Raw genomic sequence first — 20,692 nt, forward strand, 5'->3', positions numbered from 1 at the left:
CGGTCGAGGGGCTTGCCAAGCATTTCGGCGGGATCCACGCCGTCGAGGGGCTTTCCTTCACCCTTTCGCGCGGTGAGATCGTCGGATTGATCGGCCCGAACGGTTCGGGCAAAACCACGACTATCAACATGGTGACGGGTGCGCTGAAGCCGACTGCCGGCGCCATCGTCGTGGAGGGCACGGACATGGCGCGCTCGGCAGCGCACCTCTATGCCCGGCGCGGCGTGGCCCGCACCTTCCAGGTGCCCCGCCTGTTCCGGCGCATGACGGTGCTGGAAACCTTATGGTGCCGGCGCTCTCCGAGGCGGCGGCGCGCCATGCAACTTCGGAAGCGCGGGCCCGCGCGGTGCTGGCCTTCCTGCGTCTCGACCATCTCGCCGACGACTATGCGCGTTCGCTCTCGGGCGGCCAGCAAAAGCTTTTGGAGCTTGGCCGGGCGCTGATGCTGAAGCCGCGGCTCCTGCTGCTTGACGAGCCCTTTGCCGGCGTGCATCCACGCCTTCTCGACCAGATCGCCGAGCACATCCGCAGCCTTAACCGGGACGGCTACACCATCGTGCTGGTCGATCACAATCTGGAAGCGGTCCAATCCGTGGTCACGCGCGTCATGGTGATGGCGCGTGGCCGCAAGATCGCCGACGGGCCTGCCGCCGACGTGCTGCGGGATCCGGAGGTCGTGCGCGCTTACACCGGAACGCGGGTACATTAAGATGGCCGACGTCGCTTCCACGTCCCGATCCCAAAGCTGGCCCCGGTCAGCACCGCTGCTTTCATGCGAGAACCTGGTCGCTGGCTATACGCGCGACATCGACATTCTGCGCGACCTGTCCGCCAAGGCCTGGGCCGGGCGCATATCCTGCGTCGTCGGCCCGAACGGCACGGGCAAATCGACCCTCCTCAAGGCGCTGTTCGGCTTTCTCAAGCCGAGCAGCGGCCGCGTCAGGCTTGGTGATAAGGACATCACGGGCCAGCCGCCCTTCCGCATGCTCGCCGCCGGGCTCGCCTACCTGCCGCAGCGCCCGAGCCTGTTCCCGCACCTGACGGTCGAGACCAACCTCAAGCTCGGCCTGTGGCACGCGAGGCCGAAGAAGGCTGTGCTCGCCGAAAAGCTGGAGCGCGCCTATGCGCGCTTTCCCATCATCCGCGAGAAACGCGCGCAGCCGGCCGGCCAGCTATCCGGCGGCCAGCAGAGGCAGGTCGAGATCGCCCGCAGCCTGATGACCGACCCGTCGATCTATCTCATCGATGAGCCGACCGCCGGCGTCGACCCGCAGACCAGCGAACTCATCTACGAGATCGTCCGCGACCTGGCGCGCGACCTCGGCAAGGCGGTGCTGCTGGTCGACCAGGACATCCGCGCCGCGCTCGCCATCACCGACTATGTCTACGTGGTCAAGAACGGAGCGGTCTTTTCGGAAGGCGCGCGCGAGGATTTCGGCAGCGACACGGACGCGCTGGTCGCACGCTGGCTTTACGCCAGCGGTGAATGACATTGGTTCGCATCTGCAGCCCGCTCTGGGGCATGTCTCCCGAAAGTGGAAACCGGTTTCGGGACAAGGACATGCGTAAAATCAAAGGCTTAAAGCGATGGAGCGCATCTGAAAGATCGCGACGCGCTTTAGGGCTGCCCGTAACCTTGAGGCGGTTCGAACAGTCCGCCTCGCGCAACCTCGAGCGCACGCCCGATCCTGAGCGCGACGGCGTCATCGAAGTGGCGCACCACGATCTGCAGCGCGGCGGGCAGACCTGCGACAAGCCCCGCCGGCACGCTCAGCGCCGCCATGTCCATCAGGTTCACCAGGCGCGTGAAAGTGCCCAGCGGGGTCTTGGCCTCGTCGATTTCCGCCAGCGGCGGCGCCAGGATCGGCGCAGTTGGCGTCAGCAACGCGTGCGCGCCCTCCAGATAGCGGAGAAATTCGGCCTGCAGGTCTCGCCTCAGCCCGAGAAGCTCCTGATAGCGCGCGCCGTCGATTTCCCTGCCGCGCAGAATCCGTGCCCTGATGACCGGATGGACGACACTCGTCTCAGACTCCACATATTCGCGCATGTGATGCCATGCCTCCGCCGCCATGAGGTCGCCGGTCGTGGCCATGTATTCCTCGGGAGATCGCGGCATGGCTTTTTCTTCGATCTCGGCGCCAAGCCCGGTCAATTGCTGGACAGTCGCCCGAAAAATCGTCAGCACGCCATCTTGAACCGAGCCGAGGTCGCGCTCCGAGGGGATGCGCAGGCGCAGGCCCTTGACCCCATGCTCCAAGGTTTGCAGCGGATCGGGTGCAGAGACGCAGAATGTCGCGGGATCGCTCGGGTCCGGCCCTTGCAGAAGAGAGAGCAGCAGTGCCGCGTCTTCGACGGACCGGACCAAGGGGCCGACGCTGTCGAACGATGCGGCCAGAGGCAGCAAACCGCCGCGCCCGACCAGGCCGACGGACGTCTTCAGGCCGACGACGCCGCACATGGACGCAGGATTGCGCACCGATCCGCCGGTGTCGGTGCCGAGCGCGACCGGCACAAGGCCGGCGGCCACCGCGACGCCCGAACCGCTCGACGAACCTCCGGGAGCCCTTGCAACATCGCAGTCGCGCGGGTTGAGCGGCGTGCCCAGGATGGCGTTGGTACCCCATCCTCCGAATGCGAATTCCACGGTATGCGCCTTGCCGAACGCGATCATGCCCGCCTGCGTCAGCCGTCGCACGGCATTGGCCGTTATGGTGGCGGGCTGCCCGGAAAGAGCCTTCGATCCAGCCGAGGTCGCGTAACCCGCCATGTGGAACAGGTCCTTGACGGCGAAAGGGATGCCGTCGAGCGGGCCGAGCACGGCTCCCCGGCTTCTGCGCTCATCGGCAGCAGCCGCCGCCGCAAGTGCTGCCTCGGAGAAAATCTCCACGAAGGCATGCAACTGCCCGTCATGCATCGCCGCCCGGCCCAGTGCGCGCCGGACAATATCGGTCGATGTCGTTGCGCCGATGCGCAGCGACGCGGCAAGCTCGCTCGCGGTGGCAAATGGCGACAGTTTTTCGGCTGTGTCAGTCATCGTGATTCCAGGTCCCTCTTGCCAAAGACCATAGATTGAAGCCGCCTGGGAAACAAAGAGGTGAAACATGACCGCCGATCCCTTGCTCATCATGGTTGCGCCGAATGGCGCCCGGCGCACCAAAAGCGACCATCCCGCCCTGCCGATGACGGTTCCGGAACTGGCGGAGACGGCAGCGGCATGTTTGGCCGAGGGTGCGGCCGCAATGCATGTTCATGTGCGCGACGAGGCGGGAGCGCATGCGCTCGACGCCGATCTCTACGCTGAAGCGCTCGCCGCGATCCGTGAGCGCACGAACGGCGGAATGATTGTCCAGGTCACGACGGAAGCGGTCGGCCGCTATTCGCCCTCAGAGCAGATGCAACTGATCCGCGCGCTCCGCCCCGCCGCGGTTTCGGTCGCGCTGCGCGAAATCCTGCGCGCGGGGGAGGCGGCGGCGTCCGCCTTCTTCGCCTGGACAGCCGAGCAAGGCATCGGCGTGCAGCACATCCTCTATGACGAGGGCGATCTCGAGAAATTCGCGCAATTGTCTCGACGGGGAGACTTTGGCGATATGCGCCGGCCGCGGTTGCTTTTCGTGCTCGGCCGCTACGCGCGCGATCAGGAAAGTCGACCTGAAGATCTCGATGCTTTCCTTGCCGGCCTCCAACGCCACCGACTCGCTACGGACACGGTCTGGTCGGTCTGCGCTTTCGGTCGCGGCGAAACCTCCGCCCTGGCGACGGCCATCGCACGGGGCGGTCATGTTCGTGTGGGGTTCGAGAACTCGCTATGGAATGCCGATGGGGAGGTAGCGCGCGACAACGCCGAGCGCGTCGCTGTCATCGCCCGCGTAGCCGCCAATGCAGAGCGGCCGCTTGCATCGGCTCAGCAGGCCAGGGCCATCCTTGGAATTGCCTGTTGATGCGGCCGCGAAAATCGCCGCCGAAACTACGCTATTGCCGCCGTTTTCCCTCTACTCCCACTCGATTGTCTAAATACCCTATAACATACCGAAATCACTAGGTGTTTGATCCCAGGCTTTGATGGGGCATCCTTATCCTCCGAATCGAAGGAGGCACTATGGGCCAGGTTCTCCATGGGAGCGCCACGACGACAGAGGCGGTCCGTCGAGCGATACAACATAGTCAAGAGAGCCTGAGAGCCCTAGCCAAGCGCTACGGGATCAACCAGAAGACTGTCGCGAAGTGGCGGGAGCGGACCTCAACAGCCGACCTTCCGACGGGACCGAAAGAGCCGCGGTCGACGGTTCTTTTCGTCGAAGAGGAGGCGGTCATCGTCGCCTTCCGGCGCTACACGCTACTGCCGCTCGACGACTGCCTCTATGCGCTGCAGCCGACGATCCCGCATCTGACGCGATCTTCATTGCACCGCTGCCTCCAGCGCCACGGCATTGGCCGCCTGCCCGATGTCGAGGGTGACAGGCCGGCGAAGAGGAAGTTCAAGAGCTACCCGATCGGCTACTTCCACGTCGACATTGCCGAGGTGCGGACAGAACAGGGCAAGCTGCACATGTTCGTGGCCATCGACCGCACCTCGAAGTTCGCCTTCGTCGAATTGCATGAAAAGGCCACCACCGCCGTCTCGCGAGAGTTCCTGCTTCGGTTGATCGCGGCCGTTTCCCTACAAGATCCACACCGTGCTCACTGACAACGGCATCCAGTTCACCACGCCCGGCGCAGGAGGATCAGCCGTGCCGCTGATCAAAGAGGCCATCGCCAACGGCGAGCGCTTCTGGGCTCATGCCTTCGAATACACCTGCGCCACCAACGGCATCGAGCACCGTACCACCAGAGCCAAGCATCCGTGGACCAACGGCCAGGTCGAGAGGATGAACCGCACCATCAAGGACGCCACCGTCAAGCGCTTCTATTACGAGAGCCACGATCAGCTGGGCCAGCACCTTGCCGACTTCGTCACGGCTTACAACTTCGCCCGCAGGCTGAAGACGCTCAAAGGGCTCACACCCTACGAGTTCGTCTGCAAGGCGTGGACCACTCAGCCCGAACGCTTCAGACTAAATCCGCTCCAGGAAATGCCGGGACTAAACATCTAGCAAATTTATTCTGATGGCACGCAAACTCCGACGCCGAGGCCGCCAAAAAGTTACGCTTTTGATTTTAAAGGGAAAATCGCCGCAAAAATATTCTTGAGGGCTCAGGACCTATCGGTATCGGCCGGGACGAATTTCGGTTATTCGGCCGAGCAGTAACGCTTCGAAGGTGTCGCCGAAAGTACCGTCGCCGCCGATGAATAAGACGCCTCGCTGGGCAGCGCCATTCGGCGGCACGCCGCGGCGAAATACCGACAATAAGAGGCATCGTTGCGGCTTGGGTTGCCCTGGCGATTGCCGGCGCGAGCACGAACCGGCGCGAGTCTCGCAGTATCTTCGCTCAAGCGAGACGGCTTTGATGCCTCGCGCTTGATGCCGCCGTCGCCAGGACCCGAGCCCGACGATAGGCATCTGGGATCGACAGTGCCCACACGAACAACCCGAACGCATGTCGCCCGATGAACGATTGATCCGGGGTGGTCGTCACGTAGCTAATCGCCGAAAAGAAAAGCACGAAGAATGCAAACGCTAGCCCGCGCCTCGGGTCGCGGACGGCAAAATGACCGGCCCCGGGGCAGAGGATCGCCATGGCGAGGACCAGGTATGGATTGATTGGCTTGGCCATCGGCGACCTCAGGCGGCTTCGTGGACAGCAGTGATGGCGCCGCCCGCGGCCAGCGCCTCGCTCAAGGACTGCGCCTCCGCGACTGCCTTGCTGACGAGATCGGCGGAAATCGTGGTGACTGCAAAGCGGATCTGCCGCAGCAATAGATGTGCTCCGCGCTCGCCCTGGGCGACCTGGCGAATCACCCGGGTACCGCGCGGCGAAATGACGGCTTCCTTAAGGGCGGGATCGGAAAAGAGGTTACGGAAGATCGCTATGGCGCGCTCAACCTGGCAGGCAGTGGCGCGACCATCGCCGCGCATCAACACTGATGCGTCCATCTGTGGTGGCGCCATCCATTCAGGCAAGTCATGGACAAGCGAATAATATTCAGCACCGGTCGGGCGGGCGAGCACGCCAATCGCTGGCCGGCTGCGTTCGCTGACTTCGCTGAGTGTCACCCGGAGCCAGAGCTGCGGCAGTCGACGTGTGACCATTGTGTCGGCAAGGAGTTCGATCCGCACCTGTCTGCCGTCCTCAAGGCGGCTGACAAGAATGGGAAAGTGATCGGGGGCGAAGCTGATCCGCGCATCGGGAAAAGACCTCGCCGCCTCATCAAGAAGCCCCTGCGTTTCGCGAGGGAGGCACGATGGTCGCTGATCGCGCGCTTGCCTATCCAGGCGCCAGCAGCAGCGATGAAAGCGGAAAGAGCGATGGTGGTGATCATCGAGATCGCCTTGATGAGGACGTGGCGGCGCAAGAGCGCGGCGCCACGTCTGACAGGTTCAGTAACCGCGCGGCTTTGGCCAGGGCATGGTGAACTGGTCGCCCCGACGCACGAACCGATAGCGCCGGAAATGGAACCAGAGCGATGCCACGATGTAGAAGCACATCATCGCGCTGAGCTGCGTGCCGTAGCCGAGGAACACAGCGAAGTACGCGGCAGCGCACAGCGTCAGCAGGACGATAGTCGGCAGTGGGTGGAGCGGATGCACATAGCCGCGCTTGATCGTTTCGAGCGGCCATTTGCGCCGGAACATGACCATATTGAAGGTCATGAAGGTGTAGCCGAGCAGGCCCGACAGGATCGAGAATGTCACGACCTGGTCGAGTGGCGCGCCAAGCGCGAAGATGAGGGCAATGGGAACCAGGAAAACGATCGACCGATACGGCGTGCGGTAGACCGGGTGCACCGCGCCGAACCAGCTCGGCAGGTAGCGGTCGCGGCCCATCGAGAACCAGGCGCGCGATGCATCGTTGATGCATCCGTTGGCCGATGCGAGCGTCGAAAACATCGTGCCGACGAAGAGGAGCACCATCAATCCGGTGTTACCCGTGACGCGCGCGGCGTCAAAGAGAGGCGTTCCGGCCTGACCGAGATATTCCCAAGGAAGGAGGCCGGAGCAGACGTACCAGGTCATGGTCGCGGCAATCAGCAGCGTCATGATGCCGGCCATGGTACCGTAGGGAAGCGAACGCGCTGGCGACCGCACTTCTTCCGCGGCCTGGCAGGTGCCCTCGATGCCGAGATAATACCACAAGCCGAAGTGCAGCGCTGCGACAATGCCGATCCAGCCGTAGGGCAGCGGGGCTGTGGTGATCGCCGAAAAGTCCATCGGCACGGCAGAGGCCCCGAGTTGCACCGAGACGAACAGGGCAATGATCGCCAGGAAGGCAATGGCAGTGATGACCAGATTGAAGGTCAGTGTAGCCAAAACGCCGCGGAAATTGAGCCACGCCAGGAACATGATGGAAAGGATGATGAACGGCTTCTGGTTGAGGCCGGTATGGCCCATCATCCCCGCGACCGTGTCGAGCAGATAGCCGACGGTAATCGCGTTGGCCGCCTCGAGCATGGTGTAGGCCATGACCAGGAACAGGCCGACATTGAAGGCCATCAACGGCCCGACAATGTGCTTGGCTTGAGCGTACTGGCCGCCAGCCGCGGCAATGGTTGACGTCACTTCGGAATCGATCATCGCCACGCATGTGTAGAGCAGGCCTGCCACCCAGCAGGCGGCAAGTCCGGCGATCATGCCGCCTTTGCCGACAGAGAAGTTCCAGCCCATATATTCCCCGACAAGCACGATGCCGACGCCGAGGGCCCAGATATGGGCGGGGCCGAGCACGCGCAGGAGCTGAAGTCGCTCGGTTGCGGGTGCGGTTGCAGTCACGTTTGCCATTTCCGTCCCCTCAGATCTGGTGGCGCTCGGCCGTCACCTCGATCTCGCCTTCGCGTGATGAGGTTAGCAGCTCGTTGTCGTAGGTGGTGTCTATGCGAATGAGGTTCATGAGCATCAGCGCACCAAACATGGCTGAAAGGGCCCAGGCGACGTATTCGAGAATGTTCCAGATATCCATGGTCGCCTCCCTATCGCCGCTTGGGATCGAAGCGTTCTTCGATCACTTCGCGGTATTCCCTGTCGGAAAGCCGCACGACCAGGACAAAATAGCCAACAACCAGCACCGCCATGACGATCAGCGGCAGCCAGTTGAAGCTGTAATCGAAGCGCGCGGTGATGATGTCGTTCGCGGCAGCCGGGTCGGCAATTCCAATCGCCGCCCATTGTTTGGCCTCGGTCGCATTCTGACCAAGCGCTTCCCAGGTCGGATTGGCGATGGGGTTAGGTGTTTTGGCGGCGCCGGCAAAGCCCAGGTAGAGGGGCAAATAGAGGGCGCCCACGGTCAGCACGAGCAGGGTAATGACGTCGAATACCTGACCGGCGAGGCCTTGCTTGGGAGGTTGATATGCCATTTTCTAGCTCCTTAGCCCCGACGCCTGCGCATCTCGTCGAGATGCTTGATGTCAAGTCCGTAGATGAAGTGCTTGTCCTCGACGTAGTGGCGCAGCATGGCGATTATCGCCGCGGTGTTGAAAACCAGCACCAATCCGCACGCTACCGACAGGATAACGCGCATGGCGGGGATCGAAATGAATGGCCACACGCTGAACAGCGCGAAAAGAAGTGTGCCCCACAGCACGACAACGAAGACCAGCAGGCCAGCGCGATCGCGGGCATGCATCCTATCGATACGCTGGCTGAGGCTGAGTTCGTCAGTTCTACTGAGTGTTGCTTCCATTTGTTCTCCTCCAGACGGCCATTTTCGGCTTCGTTTCGCTTTTTCGTATGGGAAAATTAATTTCCCAACAGGAATATCAGGCAAAGTTAATTTCCTGTCAAGTGACGCGGTGCAGATAGTGGATGGCGTCGGTAAGGCAGAGATGCTCCTGAACAGATTGAACCTTGATATGGGTTTGCATTCGCGCGCACGCGTTCGCGACACCTCAGACCAGGTCGCGATCGAACGCATCTTTCGCGCGACCATCAGAAGCCTTGCCACTCGCGTTGCTTCGGTGGGAATTGAAGCCGTCGTCACGATTGATAGTCGCTCGCTGGCCGACATCTCGGGCGAACTCGCGCCAAGTGCGTAACGATTTCCGTCCGGAATAGCGTAAAAAAGCTGGAGCAGTTCAGCGATTATACCGAGCGCTTACCTGCTCTAGATTAGACTAAATCCGGTCGTCTTGCCGAAGTACTCCGCACGCGATGCGACTCGGCTTCACCGGCGAGGAAAGGCGTTGCGGCTTTCCGTCTGGAGTTGCTTGAGAATCAACTTTTGGACGACCAATTCTATCAAAACTGAGCTGCTCCAGGAATCAGTCGTAGATCGGGAATTGGCTGACCAAATCGTGCACTTCCTCGCGCACAGCCGCCTCGATTGCTGCGTTGCCGGCCTCGTCATTGGCAGCCAACCCATCGATCACGCTCATCGTCAGGCGTCCGACCTGACGGAATTCTTCCGCGAGCAAGCCGCGTGTGGTGCAGGCCGGGCTGCCTAGGCGGATGCCCGACGTCACCATCGGGCCCTGCGGGTCGAATGGGATGCCGTTCTTGTTGCAGGTGATGTGGGCTCGACCTAGTGCGGCCTCAACAGACTTGCCAGTCAGTCGTTTGCGCCGCAAGTCGACCAACAGCAAATGCGTGTCGGTACCGCCCGAGACGATATCAACGCCCCCCTCGGCGAGGGTCTCGGAAAGGACCTTGGCATTGGCCACAACGTTTGCCGCATAGACCTTGAATTCGGGCGCCAGCGCCTCGCCGAAAGCGACGGCTTTTGCGGCGATTACGTGCATCAGCGGTCCCCCTTGGAGGCCGGGGAACACCGCCGAATTGATCTTTTTCCCGATCTCCTCGTCGTTGGACAGCACCATGCCGCCACGCGGGCCGCGCAGGGTCTTATGGGTGGTTGTGGTCACCACGTGGGCGTATTCGAGGGGGTTGGGGTGGACGCCACCAGCAACTAGGCCGGCAAAATGCGCCATGTCCACGAACAGCTTGGCGCCGACCTCGTCGGCTATCGCGCGAAAGGCCTTGAAATCGATCATGCGCGGATAGGCGGAACCGCCGGCAAGGATCACCTTGGGCCGGTGCTTGCGTGCCAGATCGCGCACCTCATCGAGGTCGATGCGATGAGTATCAGGGCGAACCCCGTAGGAAACGACATTGAACCACTTGCCGGATTGGTTGACCGGCGCGCCGTGGGTGAGATGTCCGCCGGCGGCGAGGTTGAGACCCAGAAAGGTATCACCAGGCTGCATCAGCGCCATGAAAACCGATTGGTTGGCCTGACTGCCAGAGTTTGGCTGGACGTTGGCGAAGGAGCAGCCAAACAGCGTCTTGGCGCGCTCGCGCGCCAGATCCTCGACCTCGTCCACGAATTGGCAACCGCCATAGTACCGGCGGCCCGGATAGCCCTCTGCATATTTGTTGGTCAGCACCGAACCTTGTGCCTCGAGCACCGCCTTGGAAACGATGTTTTCGGAAGCGATCAGCTCGACCTCGTCACGCTGGCGTGTGAGTTCGCGCTTCATGGCGTCATCGACGGCACGATCCGTAATGGCCACGCCCGCGCGGAAGAACCGACCTGCGGAGCTGGTGCCAGGCTTGGTCGAAATATTCATAAGGCTCCTCCCTTGCGACGCGACGCTTGCGTCAAGATTGCTATTCACCCAGTCCAGCCAAGACCGGTTGAAATGCAGTTGATCGAAAGCAAAAGCGCGTTGACCGCCCGCTTTGGTTTTGCGGTGGAGCCGTCCTGTGCGCGGACCTCGCGCAAGAGCTGCACCTGCAATCGGTGTATGCTGTCCATCTGCGGCCTAATGCGATCGAAGTGCCGCTTGAAGGTGGGGAAGCGCTGCGAGACTTTCAGGCCACCATTGACCTCTGCGATCATCTTTCGGGTCAGCAGATATTCGGTGGCGATCTTGCCGTAGATCCGTTCACCCACCTCGCGATCTTGGACCAGACCGGCATAGAGCCGGCCGATTTCCATGTCGGTCTGGTAAATTCCCTTGTCGACCTCGTCGACGATGAGACGGAAGAAGCGCGAGCGCTCGAACATCTGTCTGAGCAGCTCCAATCCGGCGTTGCCTCGAACATTGAGGAAGGAATTGAGCGCGCTGCCGATGCCGTACCAATTGGTCAGCAGATGCCGGTTCTGGCTCCAGGCGAAAACCCAAGGAATGGCGCGCAGGTCGGAAATGTCGCGAGCCCCGAAGCGGCGTGCCGGACGCGATCCGATCTTGAGCAGTGACAGCTCCTCCACAGGACTGGCCTGATGGAAATAATCGATAAAACCGGGCTCGTTGATAAGGCTCGAATAGGATGCCTGCGACATGCCGGTCAACGCCTCCAGAGCCTCATTGAACTCGGGAATGTCCCTCAGTTCGGGCTCGTTGGCCGACTTGACGCTGTGGGCGAAAACGCTCGCGGCGAAGATTTCGAGCTGGTAACGCCCCGTGCCACGGTTGGCGAATTTCGACGACACCACCTCGCCCTGCTCCGTCACGCGCATCGCTCCGTCGACCGTGCAGGCGGGCTGGGCGGCGATCGCGCGGCCCGTCGGCGCACCGCCCCGGCTGACCGAACCGCCGCGGCCATGGAAGAAGCTGATCTTGATCTTCCGCTTCTGGCCCAGGGCGTGGATACGCCTTTGCGTCTTATTCAACTCCCAGTTCGAAGCGAGGAACCCGCCATCCTTGTTCGAGTCGGAATATCCCAGCATGACTTCCTGCCGGTTGGAGAAGTCGCGCAGCGAGCGGCGTACGATCGAGACCGCCAGCAGCCGATCTAAAATGTCGGGGGCGGCACGCAAGTCGGCAATGATCTCGAAAAGGGGCACGACGCGCAGTCCGATTGTGCCGCTGCCGTCGAGCGCGGTGGCCATGCCGCTGTATTGGCCGAGCAAATAGACGGCAAGCAAGTCATCGCAAGAGCGTGTCATGCTCAAGATGAAGGCGCCCACCGCACCGCCGTTCAGTCCAGACGCGGCCTCGCGAATGACGTCGAACAGGTCAAGGAGCTCGCGCGCCTCCGCGGAAAGCGCCCCCCGGTCGATACCAAGCTGTTCGCCTGTGCTGAGCGCTGTACGAATGCGCGTGCTCCATTGTGGCGTATCCGGCGCGGGCGCCTGATCCGCGTCTGTAAGTCTGAAAAGTTCGGCCAGCACTCGATTGACGACCGTCGAGTTCTGGCGAATGTCCAATGCGACCGTTCGGAAGCCGAAGGTTTCGACCTGCTGTCGCAAGGGGCGGACGAAGCGTCGCCCGACGAGGTTGCCACCCAGTTTGGCCAGCACCGTTTCGACGTGGCGTAGGTCGGCCTTGAGCAATTCCGAGCGGGCATACGGCTTGGCCGCGGTCTCACCGAGCATGGCCCGCAAGCGATCCAGCATCGCGGCCGCGAACTGCCGCAGCGGCTCTCCAGGATTGCGCGCCACAATCTCGCGAGCCGCACCGCTCCGATGCAGCGCCTGGCCCAGCGCCTTGGTGAAGTCCTCAGGGATGTCGACGACATTGGCGCTGACGCTAAGCACCGTGACCAATCGGCGAACCTGCTGGATGTACCAGCCGATAATCGCCTGGCGCGATTCCTTGAGCGCACAAGCGGTAGTGCTTGCGGTCACATTCGGATTGCCGTCACGGTCCCCGCCGATCCACGACGCATAGTGCATGAAGGATGGCACCTTGAGGTCGTAATCCGGGTAGTGACGGGCGAGCGCTTCCTCCACGGCATCATAGATCTTCGGAGTCGCCTCGAAGATCACCTCGCGGAAGAAATGCAGGCCCCAAGCAATCTCACTTTCAACCGAGGGGCGTTCAAGCCGCAACTCACCCGACATCCACAGCAGCTCGATCTCGCTCCTGAGATCGTCGATCAATTGCTGATGCTCGCGTGGTGCCCAGCGCTGCTGCTCGAGCTCGGTGAGCTTGCGGTAGATGCGCCGGTGGATTTCGAGAACTGTGACTCGCTTTGCCTCCGTCGGGTGGGCGGTCATGGTTGGACCGACACTCAGCTTATCGAGGGTGGCTTGGATCTCCTCGGCCGGGTAGCCGGCGGTTTTTATTTCGCCTATGACATTGGCGAAGGAGCCAATCACCTCGTTTGCGCCGCCCATTTGCTCAAGCTCGCGGCGTGAACGCATTGCCAGCAATTCGTTAGCGATCGCGACGAGCTGGAACCATATCCCTGTCGCCTGCAGGGCAGGAATGCGCTGGGCGTCAGTGAGGGTGTCGAGGCTTGCACGCCCGGTCAGAACATCCCCCATCCCGGGTTCCCGTTCGCTGACGACGGCCGTCAGGAGCCTGAAAAGCAGGCTCCTGACGTCCTCGTGACAGCTGATTGGTCTGCTGTCGTTCAAAGCGGCACCCATTCTTCCAAGCGTTGTCCCGAGCTTGCCGAATGAGGCGGATATCTCGGGATTCTCCACCTGGAAGCAGATAGACTTTCCGCCTTCTTGAAAACGCCCGGACGGGTAGATTTGCCATTCGTTCGGGTGGGTTGGATCACCGACCGAATGATGATCCGCAAGGCCGACCTGGGCTGTCGAACCAAGCATGAATCACGATCTTGCCAACATTGGTCCAGCGCGTTTTGGATCTGGACGTCATTTAACTGTTATGCAAAGATGTTGCCTCATAGGAAAAGAAGGCAAAGCATCTAAGACTGAGGTTCAGATCCCACTAACCGCTAGCTCAGCGCGTTTCACAAGGGGACCTCGGGAGGGACTTGGACATGGATATGCACAAGGTGTTTCCAGATCTCTTTGAAGGGCATGCGCCGATCACCCTTCAGAACGCCTTTCACGAAGCGCTCGAGGCGCTCGAGGAATGGGGCGAGAAAGACGAAGAGCCGCTCGTTCCGATCCACGGCATTGCCATGCCGATCAGCAGCGTTTTCGCCAGAATGAGCGACTGCACCGATCTGATGCCGCTCAGAACACAAGGTGTTCTGGAAGCGATCATCGGCAGGGATCTGGTTCGCGCCTCAGGACGGATGCTTTACGCTGACGCAGCAAGGCTTGCGATGCCCCTGTTCGCTGCGCGGGTAGACCGTGGCGCCCTTCCCGCTTATCCTTGACAGCACCCCGGACTTCCTTGGAGAGGCTCTAGCCGTCACGTATTGCTTCAAAGCCGCCGAACACGGCGGGGACCGGGTAACCCCAGGCCGTGATGGCTGTCCCGCATATAGGATTGCCAAGAACAGCGACGCAGGCCATGGCAAAACCCTCACGGCGGGTTCAAACGCGCCCTCGATTTTTCTCGCCGGCGTAGAGCGCCACAGCCATCGCCCTGTTGCGGACGTCAAGTTTGTCGTAGAGGTTTCTGAGGTGGTACTTGACCGTATTCTCGGAAATTCCGGTGCGGGTCGCGATCTGCAGATTGGTCCAGCCGTCGGCCAGAACCGAAAGCAGCTCGCGCTCGCGTATCGTCAGTCGCGACATCGGCGTGTCGTTGATTTTCGAGACGTCCAGGTAAGGGACGCAAATCCGGCCATTGGCGACCGCGACAAAGGTGTCGAAAAGGATCGCCGGGTCATCGAACTGATAGCAGAACCCCTGAACGCCAAGGCGCACGCACTGCTTGAGGATAGCAATGTCGTGATCGTTGGAAAAGATCACGAGGCGCGCATGCAGGCTGCGCCGCTGCATCTCCGTCATGACAGCGCCGGCGTCCATATCCGACAATCTCCACCCGAGCACGGCGAGGTCGAACTGAGGAGTCGAGGCTGACGCCGCCCGGAGAAAAGCCTCACCGGCCTGGACGCTGCCAACGAGATCGAAGCGGTCATCTCGCGAGATCATATCCCCAAGGGCAGCGACCACGAGCGGATTGCGCTCTCCGATCAAGATCCTGAATCTGCTCTTTTCGGGCATTCACTCCACCTAAGTCCCGACACATTGGCGCTGATCTTAGACTCGGCGGCATTCATGCGCGTTCCCGGCCTTCGGCTCTTGCGCCTTCTCCCCTGCAGTCCCCTATGCTGGCCGACCGCTTTTCCTGCTTCGACCACCCTTCGGCATTGATCCCCGCTCGACGCGATCCGCAATGATCTCCATTCATAGCATGAATCTAATTTTCCTTCTAGTACAATCGATCAGGTCGACACACGGTTGGATTGGGGCCTTCGCGAGGCGTGGGCCTTGCGCGCGCTCTGGCCGGCGCGGCTTCATGTTATTGGACGGCGTGGAATGCGACGAAATGCTACTGCATCAACAATATCTGCAGGTCCGCGACATTGGTGCCGGTAGCGCTCGTCATCAACAAATCTCCAGACGTTGCCAACGCGGCATAGGAATCATTGTTGGCCAGCAGGACGGCGGGCTCCTGACCGAAATTGCGCATTCGGAACGTGGACCCTGCGTCGACGATAGCCCCGGCCGCATCGGTGGGACCATCCCGGCCATCGGTACCGCCGCTCAGAAACACCCAGTCGCGGAGGATCGCTTTCTCTTCATTGGCCAGCGCGAACCGCAGCGCCAGTTCCTGATTGCGTCCTCCCTTGCCAGTGCCTGAGACCTCGACTGTTGTCTCGCCGCCGACGACCACCGCCACCGGTCCTGCATGGCAGGCATGTTGGAGTGCGATACCGTGAAGCGTGCCAGCAGCGTCACGGACATTGCCGGACAACCAGTCGGTGGCCTTGACGACACGAATGCCGCGTTGCCGTGCTTTTGCCATCACGCTTTCAACACTGATGCGGTTGGAACCGACGACAACATTCTCGATGCGGTCGAACATCGCTTCTGAAAAGCGCTCATCTGGCGAAAGAAGAGCCCCCTTGAACGGCGGATCGATACGATATTTCGAAAGCACTCTGCGCGCGTGGGAAACGGAAGCATAAAGTGGAGCTGTAGGGCCGCTAGCCACCAGGCGAACGTCATCGTTGGGCACATCCGAGACAATGAGCGCCAATATGTCGGCCGTCGATGCCAATTGCGCCAAGCGTCCACCCTTCAGGCGCGAAAAATGCTGCCTGACAGTGTTGATTTCCCGAATGTCGGCGCCCGAACGAATGAGGGTGTCGTTGAGCGAAATCTTGTCGGCCAGCGACAGCCCGGCCGAGGGTGCGCATAACAGCGCCGAGCCGCCACCGCTGACGAGAACGAGAAGAAGATCGCCAGGCTCCGCTGACCGGGCGAGGTTCTCGACGGCGCGGCCCGCATCGAGGCTGCCCTGATCCGGCAGGGGGTGGCCGGCCGTGATGACCGCCACGCCATCGATCGCCACGGCATTTTCGGCATTGGTGACAGCTACGGCCTTGTGCAGCTTGCCGCCAATCAGCGGCAATGCCGCGCAAGTCATCGCGCAAGCCGCCTTGCCGAAGGCGATAACGATGACGCGCCTGGCCTTTTCAAGCCGCTCAGAGTGCCGTTCCAGCGCAGCGACAACCGCAGGGCCCGGCTCGGCCGCGGCGACGCCCATCCGAAACAGATCGATCGCCTGCTTGCGGAGGTCCATAAATGCCGGCGCAGGGCCGGGCAGCACCATCACACCACCCGATCCGGAGCGGGTTTGCCGTCGAAGAAAGCGATGAGATTGTCCAGGGCCTTCATGCCCATCGCCTCTCGTGTCTCTGCGGTCGCGCTGCCGAGATGGGGAAGGAGAACCACGTTCTCCCGCTCAACCAGGCCTCGGGGCACTGCCGGTTCTTCCGCATAGACGTCGAGTCCGGCGCCGGCGATCATTCCCTTGTCGAGCGCGCGGACGAGGGCGGTCTCGTCGACTACATCTCCGCGCGCCGTATTTATGAGGAAAGCGCTCGGCTTCATGATTGAGAGCCTTGCTTCGTCAATCAGATGCTTGTTTTCGGCTCCGCCGGGACAATGCAGCGAGACGAAGTCGGACTCACCGAGCAGCGCCTCGATGGAAGGAAGTTGCCGGGCAGACATTGATCGGGTCTCGTCGTCGTCAATCTTGGAACGGTTGTAGAAGACGACATCCATGCCAAAGCCGAAATGCGCTCGACGTGCCATGGCCTTGCCGATGCGTCCCATGCCAATGATCCCGAGCTTCTTGCCTGAGACCTTCGTGCCGATGAGATGCGTTGGACACCATCCCTTCCAGCCGCCGGCGCGCAGTTGCCGCTCGCCCTCCCCGGCGCGGCGTGCGACGGACAGGAGCAGGCTCATCGCGATGTCCGCCGTGCAGTCCGTCAGCACTCCCGGTGTATTCGTCACCGCGATGCCGCGTTCGCGGGCAGCCGCCACATCTATGTGGCTGAAACCGACCCCGAAATTGGCGAGCAGTCTAGTGCGACAGCGGTCAGACGGAAACACCGAGGCAGGCAGTCGATCGCTGACCGTCGGAAGGATTGCGTCATAGGTCTGGAACGCCGTTGCGAGTTCCGCTGCCGTCAGGGGCACATCATCTTCATTCAGCACGGCGTCAAACCGTTCTACCAGGATCCTCTCCACCTTGGCCGGCCAGCGGCGGGTTACGATCACACGCGGCTTCATTCATTACCTCTCAATTTGCGCAATCGCACGGCGAACCGCCGGACGAGTCCAGCAGTTCGCGATGCTGCCAGCGATTTCTGCGCACCACCTCGGCCGGGCCAGGCGCGGACTTAAGCCGCCTTCAGCCTCTGTTTCAGGACATCGGCGACCGTTGCACCGAACGCTGCCGGGGTCGGCACGATGACGACGCCGGCGTCCTTGAGGATCTCGACCTTCTCCTGCGCCGACTCGCCGAAGGCGGAGATGATGGCGCCGGCGTGGCCCATGCGGCGGCCCTTCGGGGCAGACAAGCCCGCAATGTAGGCGATCAGCGGCTTCCTCATATTGTCGCGCGCCCAGATCGCGGCTTCCGCCTCCTGCGGTCCGCCGATCTCGCCGATCATCACCACGGCGTCGGTCTCGTCGTCCTGCTCGAACAGTTTCAGGATGTCCTTGAAGGACGAGCCGTTGATCGGATCGCCGCCGATGCCGACGCTGGTCGACACACCGATGCCCAACGCCTTCATCTGCGAGGCCGCCTCGTAGCCCAGCGTGCCGGAGCGCCCGACGATGCCGACACGGCCGGGGAGATAGATATTGCCGGGCATGATGCCCATCAGCGCCTGTCCGGGCGTTATGACGCCGGCGCAGTTCGGGCCGACGAGGCGCATGCGGTCCTCGAAGCGATAGCGGCGCATGTAGCGCTTGACCTGCATCATATCCTGCGAGGGAATGCCGTCGGTGATGCACACGCAAAGCTTGATGCCGGCATCCGCCGCCTCCATGATCGAATCGGCGGCGAAGGGCGGCGGCACGAAGACGATGCTGGCCTCGGCGCGGGTCTCGCGCACCGCGCCCTTGACGGTGTTGAAGACCGGCAGGCCGAGATGGGTCTGGCCGCCCTTGCCGGGCGTGACGCCGCCGACCAGCTTGGTGCCGTAGCGTTTCATGTCCTCGGCGTGGAAACTGCCGATCTTGCCGGTAAAACCCTGAACGATGACGCGCGTGCTGCGGTTGAGCAGGATTGCCATTTCTCGACCTCCCTCAGGCTGCTTTTTTGTTCTTGGCGGCCGCGCGCCACGCGGCGACGGCCTTTTCGGCGGCTTCGGCCAGCGTGTCGGCGACGATCACCTTCTCGCCGGAATCGGCCAGGATCTTGCGCCCTTCCTCGACCTTGGTGCCGGAGAGCCGCACCACCAGCGGCACGTCGACGCCGACCTCGCGGATCGCCTTGATGACGCCTTCGGCGACCCAGTCGCAGCGGTTGATGCCGGCGAAGATGTTGACGAGGATGGTCTCGACATTCTTGTCGCCGAGCACGGCGCGGAAAGACTTCGCCACCCGCTCGGGCGAGGCGCCGCCGCCGATGTCGAGGAAGTTGGCCGGCTCGCCGCCGGCGATCTTGATCATGTCCATCGTTGCCATGGCAAGGCCGGCGCCGTTGATGATGCAGCCGATATTGCCGTCCAGCCCGACATAGGAGAGGCCGCGGTCGCTGGCGAAGGTCTCGCGCGGGTCTTCCTGGCTCTTGTCGCGCAGCTCGGAGATTTCCGGGCGGCGGAACAGCGCGTTCTCGTCGAACGACATTTTTGCATCGAGCGCGACGAGATTGCCGTCGCGGGTCACCACCAGCGGATTGATCTCGAGCATCGAGGCGTCGTAGTCGCGGAACACCTGGTAGCAGCCGAGGATGGTTTCGGTCGCCTTGCCGATCAGGTTGCTCTCGAGGCCGAGGCCGAAGGCGATCTCGCGCGCCTGAAAACCTTGCATGCCGACACCGGGATCGACGGTGGCGCGGATGATGGAATCCGGCTGTTTTTCGGAGATGTCCTCGATCTCCATGCCGCCGGCGGCCGAAGCCACGATCATGACGCGCTCTTCCTTCCGGTCGAGCACGAAGCCGAGATAGAGCTCCTGGGCGATGTCGACCGCTTCCTCGAGATAGAGGCGCGAGATCAGCTTGCCGCGCGGGCCGGTCTGCTGGGTGACCAGCTTGCGCCCGAGCATCCCTTCGGCAGCGTTGGAGATCTCCTCGTCGTTCGAGCAGAGCTTGATGCCGCCGGCCTTGCCGCGCGCGCCCGAATGAACCTGCGCCTTCAGCACCCATTTGGAGCCGCCGATCTCGCGCGCCCGGTAGGTCGCCTGCTCGGGGCTGTAGGCGAGGCCGCCGCGCGGCACGTGCACGCCGTGGCTGGCGAGCAATTCCTTGGCCTGGTATTCGTGAATGTCCATGTTGTCCTCCCGGTAATTCCTACTGCGCGGCGGCCTGCGCCTGGCCGGCGCGCTCGATCGCCTCGCTCACCACCAGCACGTTGCGCGCCATGCGCTCCGACGCGGCGTCGATCATCTTGCCGTCGAGCGCCGCCGCACCCTTGCCGAGCGCCTCCGCTTCCTTCAGCACCTCGAGAATGCGACGAGCGCGCGTGACCTCTTTTTCCGGCGGCGAGAAGACGTCGTTGGCCAAGGCGATCTGCGAAGGGTGGATCGCCCACTTGCCTTCGATGCCGAGCGCCGCGGCGCGCCGGGCGGCTGCCTTGTAGCCTTCGGGATCGGAGAAATCGCCGAACGGTCCGTCGATGGCGCGCAGGCCGTAGGCGCGGCAGGCGACGGTCATGCGCGACAGGGCGAAATGCCATTGGTCGCCGGGATAGTCGGGGTTCAAGCCGCCGATGTTGACGGTGCGCGCCTTGTTGCTGGCGGCATAGTCGGCGACGCCGAAATGCATCGCTTCGAGCCTGCCGGGGGTGGCGGCGATCGCCTCGACATTGGCCATGCCGAGCGCCGTCTCGATCAGCGCCTCGAGGCCGACGCGGGTCTTGAAACCCTTGGCCATCTCGATCTGGTTGACCATGGCCTCGACCATGTAGAGGTCGGCCGGCACGCCGACCTTCGGCACCAGGATCGTGTCCAGCCGATCGCCGGCCTGTTCCATCACGTCGACCACGTCGCGGTACATGTAATGGGTGTCGAGGCCGTTGATGCGCACCGAGACGGTCTTGCCCTTGGCGCGCCAGTCGATGTCGTTGAGCGCCTGGATGATGTTCTTGCGGGCGCGTTCCTTGTCGGGCGGCGCGACCGCGTCCTCGATGTCGAGGAAGACGAAGTCGGCGGCGCTGTTCGCCGCCTTGTCGATCATTTCCGGGCTGGAGCCCGGAACCGCCAGCTCGCTGCGCTGGAGCCTGAGCTTCTTGAGGTGGTTGATGGTGTGGCTCATCGTCTGCTC

Annotated in this window: 20 protein-coding genes and 1 pseudogene; 6 read left to right on the forward strand and 15 right to left on the reverse strand. The window is 62.3% G+C overall.

Annotated elements, in window-relative coordinates; translation table 11 throughout:
• The first annotated feature begins 283 nt into the window (after positions 1-283).
• Positions 284-709, forward strand: coding sequence for an ATP-binding cassette domain-containing protein (locus EJ071_RS39070; protein ID WP_245460074.1), 426 nt, complete (start codon positions 284-286; stop codon positions 707-709).
• A gap of 1 nt (position 710) precedes the next feature.
• Positions 711-1,490 carry an ABC transporter ATP-binding protein gene (locus EJ071_RS34020; protein WP_126101777.1) on the forward strand — a complete coding sequence of 260 codons (780 nt, stop codon included), beginning with the start codon at positions 711-713 and terminating at the stop codon, positions 1,488-1,490.
• A gap of 128 nt (positions 1,491-1,618) precedes the next feature.
• Here EJ071_RS34020 and EJ071_RS34025 read toward each other — a convergent pair whose 3' ends face one another.
• Entirely contained in the window at positions 1,619-3,034 is a 1,416-nt protein-coding gene (locus EJ071_RS34025) for an amidase (RefSeq protein WP_189521333.1), read from the reverse strand.
• A 67-nt stretch (positions 3,035-3,101) separates the two neighbouring features.
• Here EJ071_RS34025 and EJ071_RS34030 point away from each other — a divergent pair, with 67 nt between their 5' ends.
• Entirely contained in the window at positions 3,102-3,938 is an 837-nt protein-coding gene (locus EJ071_RS34030; protein ID WP_126101779.1) for a 3-keto-5-aminohexanoate cleavage protein, read from the forward strand.
• Positions 3,939-4,096: 158 nt separating this feature from the next.
• Positions 4,097-5,090: pseudogene (locus tag EJ071_RS34035) on the forward strand (IS481 family transposase).
• Between the two features lie 337 nt (positions 5,091-5,427).
• Here EJ071_RS34035 and EJ071_RS34040 read toward each other — a convergent pair.
• The 6 genes from EJ071_RS34040 to EJ071_RS34065 all read right to left on the reverse strand — a co-directional run bounded on the left by EJ071_RS34040 (position 5,428) and on the right by EJ071_RS34065 (position 8,772).
• On the reverse strand, positions 5,428-5,712 hold the full coding sequence (locus EJ071_RS34040; RefSeq protein WP_126101780.1) for a hypothetical protein: 285 nt from the start codon (positions 5,710-5,712) through the stop codon (positions 5,428-5,430).
• Positions 5,713-5,720: 8 nt separating this feature from the next.
• Positions 5,721-6,215, reverse strand: a complete 495-nt coding sequence (locus tag EJ071_RS34045) for a hypothetical protein (protein WP_245460075.1) — start codon at positions 6,213-6,215, stop codon at positions 5,721-5,723.
• A gap of 261 nt (positions 6,216-6,476) precedes the next feature.
• A complete protein-coding gene (locus tag EJ071_RS34050; protein WP_126101781.1) occupies positions 6,477-7,874 on the reverse strand; it encodes an amino acid permease in 1,398 nt (465 codons plus the stop codon).
• A gap of 10 nt (positions 7,875-7,884) precedes the next feature.
• The gene (locus EJ071_RS34055; protein WP_189350760.1) at positions 7,885-8,052 is read right to left on the reverse strand and encodes a hypothetical protein; all 168 of its coding nucleotides are present in this window, start codon (positions 8,050-8,052) and stop codon (positions 7,885-7,887) included.
• Between the two features lie 10 nt (positions 8,053-8,062).
• Positions 8,063-8,446 carry a hypothetical protein gene (locus tag EJ071_RS34060; RefSeq protein ID WP_126101782.1) on the reverse strand — a complete coding sequence of 128 codons (384 nt, stop codon included), beginning with the start codon at positions 8,444-8,446 and terminating at the stop codon, positions 8,063-8,065.
• 11 nt (positions 8,447-8,457) lie between these two features.
• Positions 8,458-8,772, reverse strand: a complete 315-nt coding sequence (locus EJ071_RS34065; RefSeq protein ID WP_126101783.1) for a hypothetical protein — start codon at positions 8,770-8,772, stop codon at positions 8,458-8,460.
• A gap of 142 nt (positions 8,773-8,914) precedes the next feature.
• On the opposite strand from EJ071_RS34065, the gene EJ071_RS34070 reads away from it, so the two are divergent.
• Positions 8,915-9,124: a hypothetical protein gene (locus EJ071_RS34070; RefSeq protein WP_126101784.1), complete on the forward strand. Its 210-nt coding sequence runs from the start codon at positions 8,915-8,917 to the stop codon at positions 9,122-9,124.
• Positions 9,125-9,349: 225 nt separating this feature from the next.
• On the opposite strand, the gene glyA is transcribed toward EJ071_RS34070, so the two are convergent.
• A complete protein-coding gene (gene glyA / locus EJ071_RS34075; protein WP_126101785.1) occupies positions 9,350-10,654 on the reverse strand; it encodes a serine hydroxymethyltransferase in 1,305 nt (434 codons plus the stop codon).
• 44 nt (positions 10,655-10,698) lie between these two features.
• The gene (locus tag EJ071_RS34080; RefSeq protein WP_245460076.1) at positions 10,699-13,590 is read right to left on the reverse strand and encodes a phosphoenolpyruvate carboxylase; all 2,892 of its coding nucleotides are present in this window, start codon (positions 13,588-13,590) and stop codon (positions 10,699-10,701) included.
• A 176-nt stretch (positions 13,591-13,766) separates the two neighbouring features.
• Between EJ071_RS34080 and EJ071_RS34085 the strand changes: the two genes are divergently transcribed.
• Positions 13,767-14,111 (forward strand): hypothetical protein, encoded by a 345-nt coding sequence (locus EJ071_RS34085; RefSeq protein ID WP_126101786.1) that lies wholly within the window; start codon positions 13,767-13,769, stop codon positions 14,109-14,111.
• A 160-nt stretch (positions 14,112-14,271) separates the two neighbouring features.
• Here the strand turns inward: EJ071_RS34085 and EJ071_RS34090 are convergent, their stop codons facing one another.
• The 6 genes from EJ071_RS34090 to EJ071_RS34115 form a co-directional block, all read right to left on the reverse strand.
• Complete coding sequence (locus EJ071_RS34090) at positions 14,272-14,907, reverse strand: response regulator transcription factor (protein ID WP_126101787.1); 636 nt, start codon at positions 14,905-14,907, stop codon at positions 14,272-14,274.
• A gap of 328 nt (positions 14,908-15,235) precedes the next feature.
• Positions 15,236-16,522 (reverse strand): DUF4147 domain-containing protein, encoded by a 1,287-nt coding sequence (locus tag EJ071_RS34095; protein WP_210211888.1) that lies wholly within the window; start codon positions 16,520-16,522, stop codon positions 15,236-15,238.
• Positions 16,522-17,490, reverse strand: coding sequence for a D-glycerate dehydrogenase (locus EJ071_RS34100; RefSeq protein WP_126101788.1), 969 nt, complete (start codon positions 17,488-17,490; stop codon positions 16,522-16,524). Before EJ071_RS34100 ends, EJ071_RS34095 begins: the two co-directional genes overlap by 1 nt.
• A gap of 110 nt (positions 17,491-17,600) precedes the next feature.
• Positions 17,601-18,500 carry a succinate--CoA ligase subunit alpha gene (gene sucD, locus EJ071_RS34105; protein ID WP_126101789.1) on the reverse strand — a complete coding sequence of 300 codons (900 nt, stop codon included), beginning with the start codon at positions 18,498-18,500 and terminating at the stop codon, positions 17,601-17,603.
• 13 nt (positions 18,501-18,513) lie between these two features.
• Positions 18,514-19,701, reverse strand: a complete 1,188-nt coding sequence (locus EJ071_RS34110; RefSeq protein ID WP_126101790.1) for a malate--CoA ligase subunit beta — start codon at positions 19,699-19,701, stop codon at positions 18,514-18,516.
• Positions 19,702-19,720: 19 nt separating this feature from the next.
• Positions 19,721-20,683, reverse strand: a complete 963-nt coding sequence (locus EJ071_RS34115; RefSeq protein WP_126101791.1) for a CoA ester lyase — start codon at positions 20,681-20,683, stop codon at positions 19,721-19,723.
• Between the last annotated feature and the right edge of the window lie 9 nt (positions 20,684-20,692).

This window comes from Mesorhizobium sp. M1B.F.Ca.ET.045.04.1.1 (assembly GCF_003952465.1).
Lineage (GTDB): Bacteria > Pseudomonadota > Alphaproteobacteria > Rhizobiales > Rhizobiaceae > Mesorhizobium > Mesorhizobium shonense.

Excerpts from the sequence above, each read along its gene's own strand:
- glyA (WP_126101785.1), bottom strand. The coding sequence starts at position 10,654 with ATGAATATTTCGACCAAGCCTGGCACCAGCTCCGCAGGTCGGTTCTTC.
- EJ071_RS34050 (WP_126101781.1), bottom strand. The coding sequence starts at position 7,874 with ATGGCAAACGTGACTGCAACCGCACCCGCAACCGAGCGACTTCAGCTC.
- sucD (WP_126101789.1), bottom strand. The coding sequence starts at position 18,500 with ATGGCAATCCTGCTCAACCGCAGCACGCGCGTCATCGTTCAGGGTTTT.
- EJ071_RS34020 (WP_126101777.1), top strand. The coding sequence starts at position 711 with ATGGCCGACGTCGCTTCCACGTCCCGATCCCAAAGCTGGCCCCGGTCA.
- EJ071_RS34070 (WP_126101784.1), top strand. The coding sequence starts at position 8,915 with ATGCTCCTGAACAGATTGAACCTTGATATGGGTTTGCATTCGCGCGCA.
- EJ071_RS34085 (WP_126101786.1), top strand. The coding sequence starts at position 13,767 with ATGGATATGCACAAGGTGTTTCCAGATCTCTTTGAAGGGCATGCGCCG.
- EJ071_RS34025 (WP_189521333.1), bottom strand. The coding sequence starts at position 3,034 with ATGACTGACACAGCCGAAAAACTGTCGCCATTTGCCACCGCGAGCGAG.
- EJ071_RS34115 (WP_126101791.1), bottom strand. The coding sequence starts at position 20,683 with ATGAGCCACACCATCAACCACCTCAAGAAGCTCAGGCTCCAGCGCAGC.
- EJ071_RS34100 (WP_126101788.1), bottom strand. The coding sequence starts at position 17,490 with ATGAAGCCGCGTGTGATCGTAACCCGCCGCTGGCCGGCCAAGGTGGAG.
- EJ071_RS34030 (WP_126101779.1), top strand. The coding sequence starts at position 3,102 with ATGACCGCCGATCCCTTGCTCATCATGGTTGCGCCGAATGGCGCCCGG.
- EJ071_RS39070 (WP_245460074.1), top strand. The coding sequence starts at position 284 with ATGGTGCCGGCGCTCTCCGAGGCGGCGGCGCGCCATGCAACTTCGGAA.
- EJ071_RS34055 (WP_189350760.1), bottom strand. The coding sequence starts at position 8,052 with ATGGATATCTGGAACATTCTCGAATACGTCGCCTGGGCCCTTTCAGCC.
- EJ071_RS34110 (WP_126101790.1), bottom strand. The coding sequence starts at position 19,701 with ATGGACATTCACGAATACCAGGCCAAGGAATTGCTCGCCAGCCACGGC.
- EJ071_RS34065 (WP_126101783.1), bottom strand. The coding sequence starts at position 8,772 with ATGGAAGCAACACTCAGTAGAACTGACGAACTCAGCCTCAGCCAGCGT.
- EJ071_RS34080 (WP_245460076.1), bottom strand. The coding sequence starts at position 13,590 with ATGCTTGGTTCGACAGCCCAGGTCGGCCTTGCGGATCATCATTCGGTC.
- EJ071_RS34095 (WP_210211888.1), bottom strand. The coding sequence starts at position 16,522 with ATGGTGCTGCCCGGCCCTGCGCCGGCATTTATGGACCTCCGCAAGCAG.
- EJ071_RS34060 (WP_126101782.1), bottom strand. The coding sequence starts at position 8,446 with ATGGCATATCAACCTCCCAAGCAAGGCCTCGCCGGTCAGGTATTCGAC.
- EJ071_RS34040 (WP_126101780.1), bottom strand. The coding sequence starts at position 5,712 with ATGGCCAAGCCAATCAATCCATACCTGGTCCTCGCCATGGCGATCCTC.
- EJ071_RS34090 (WP_126101787.1), bottom strand. The coding sequence starts at position 14,907 with ATGCCCGAAAAGAGCAGATTCAGGATCTTGATCGGAGAGCGCAATCCG.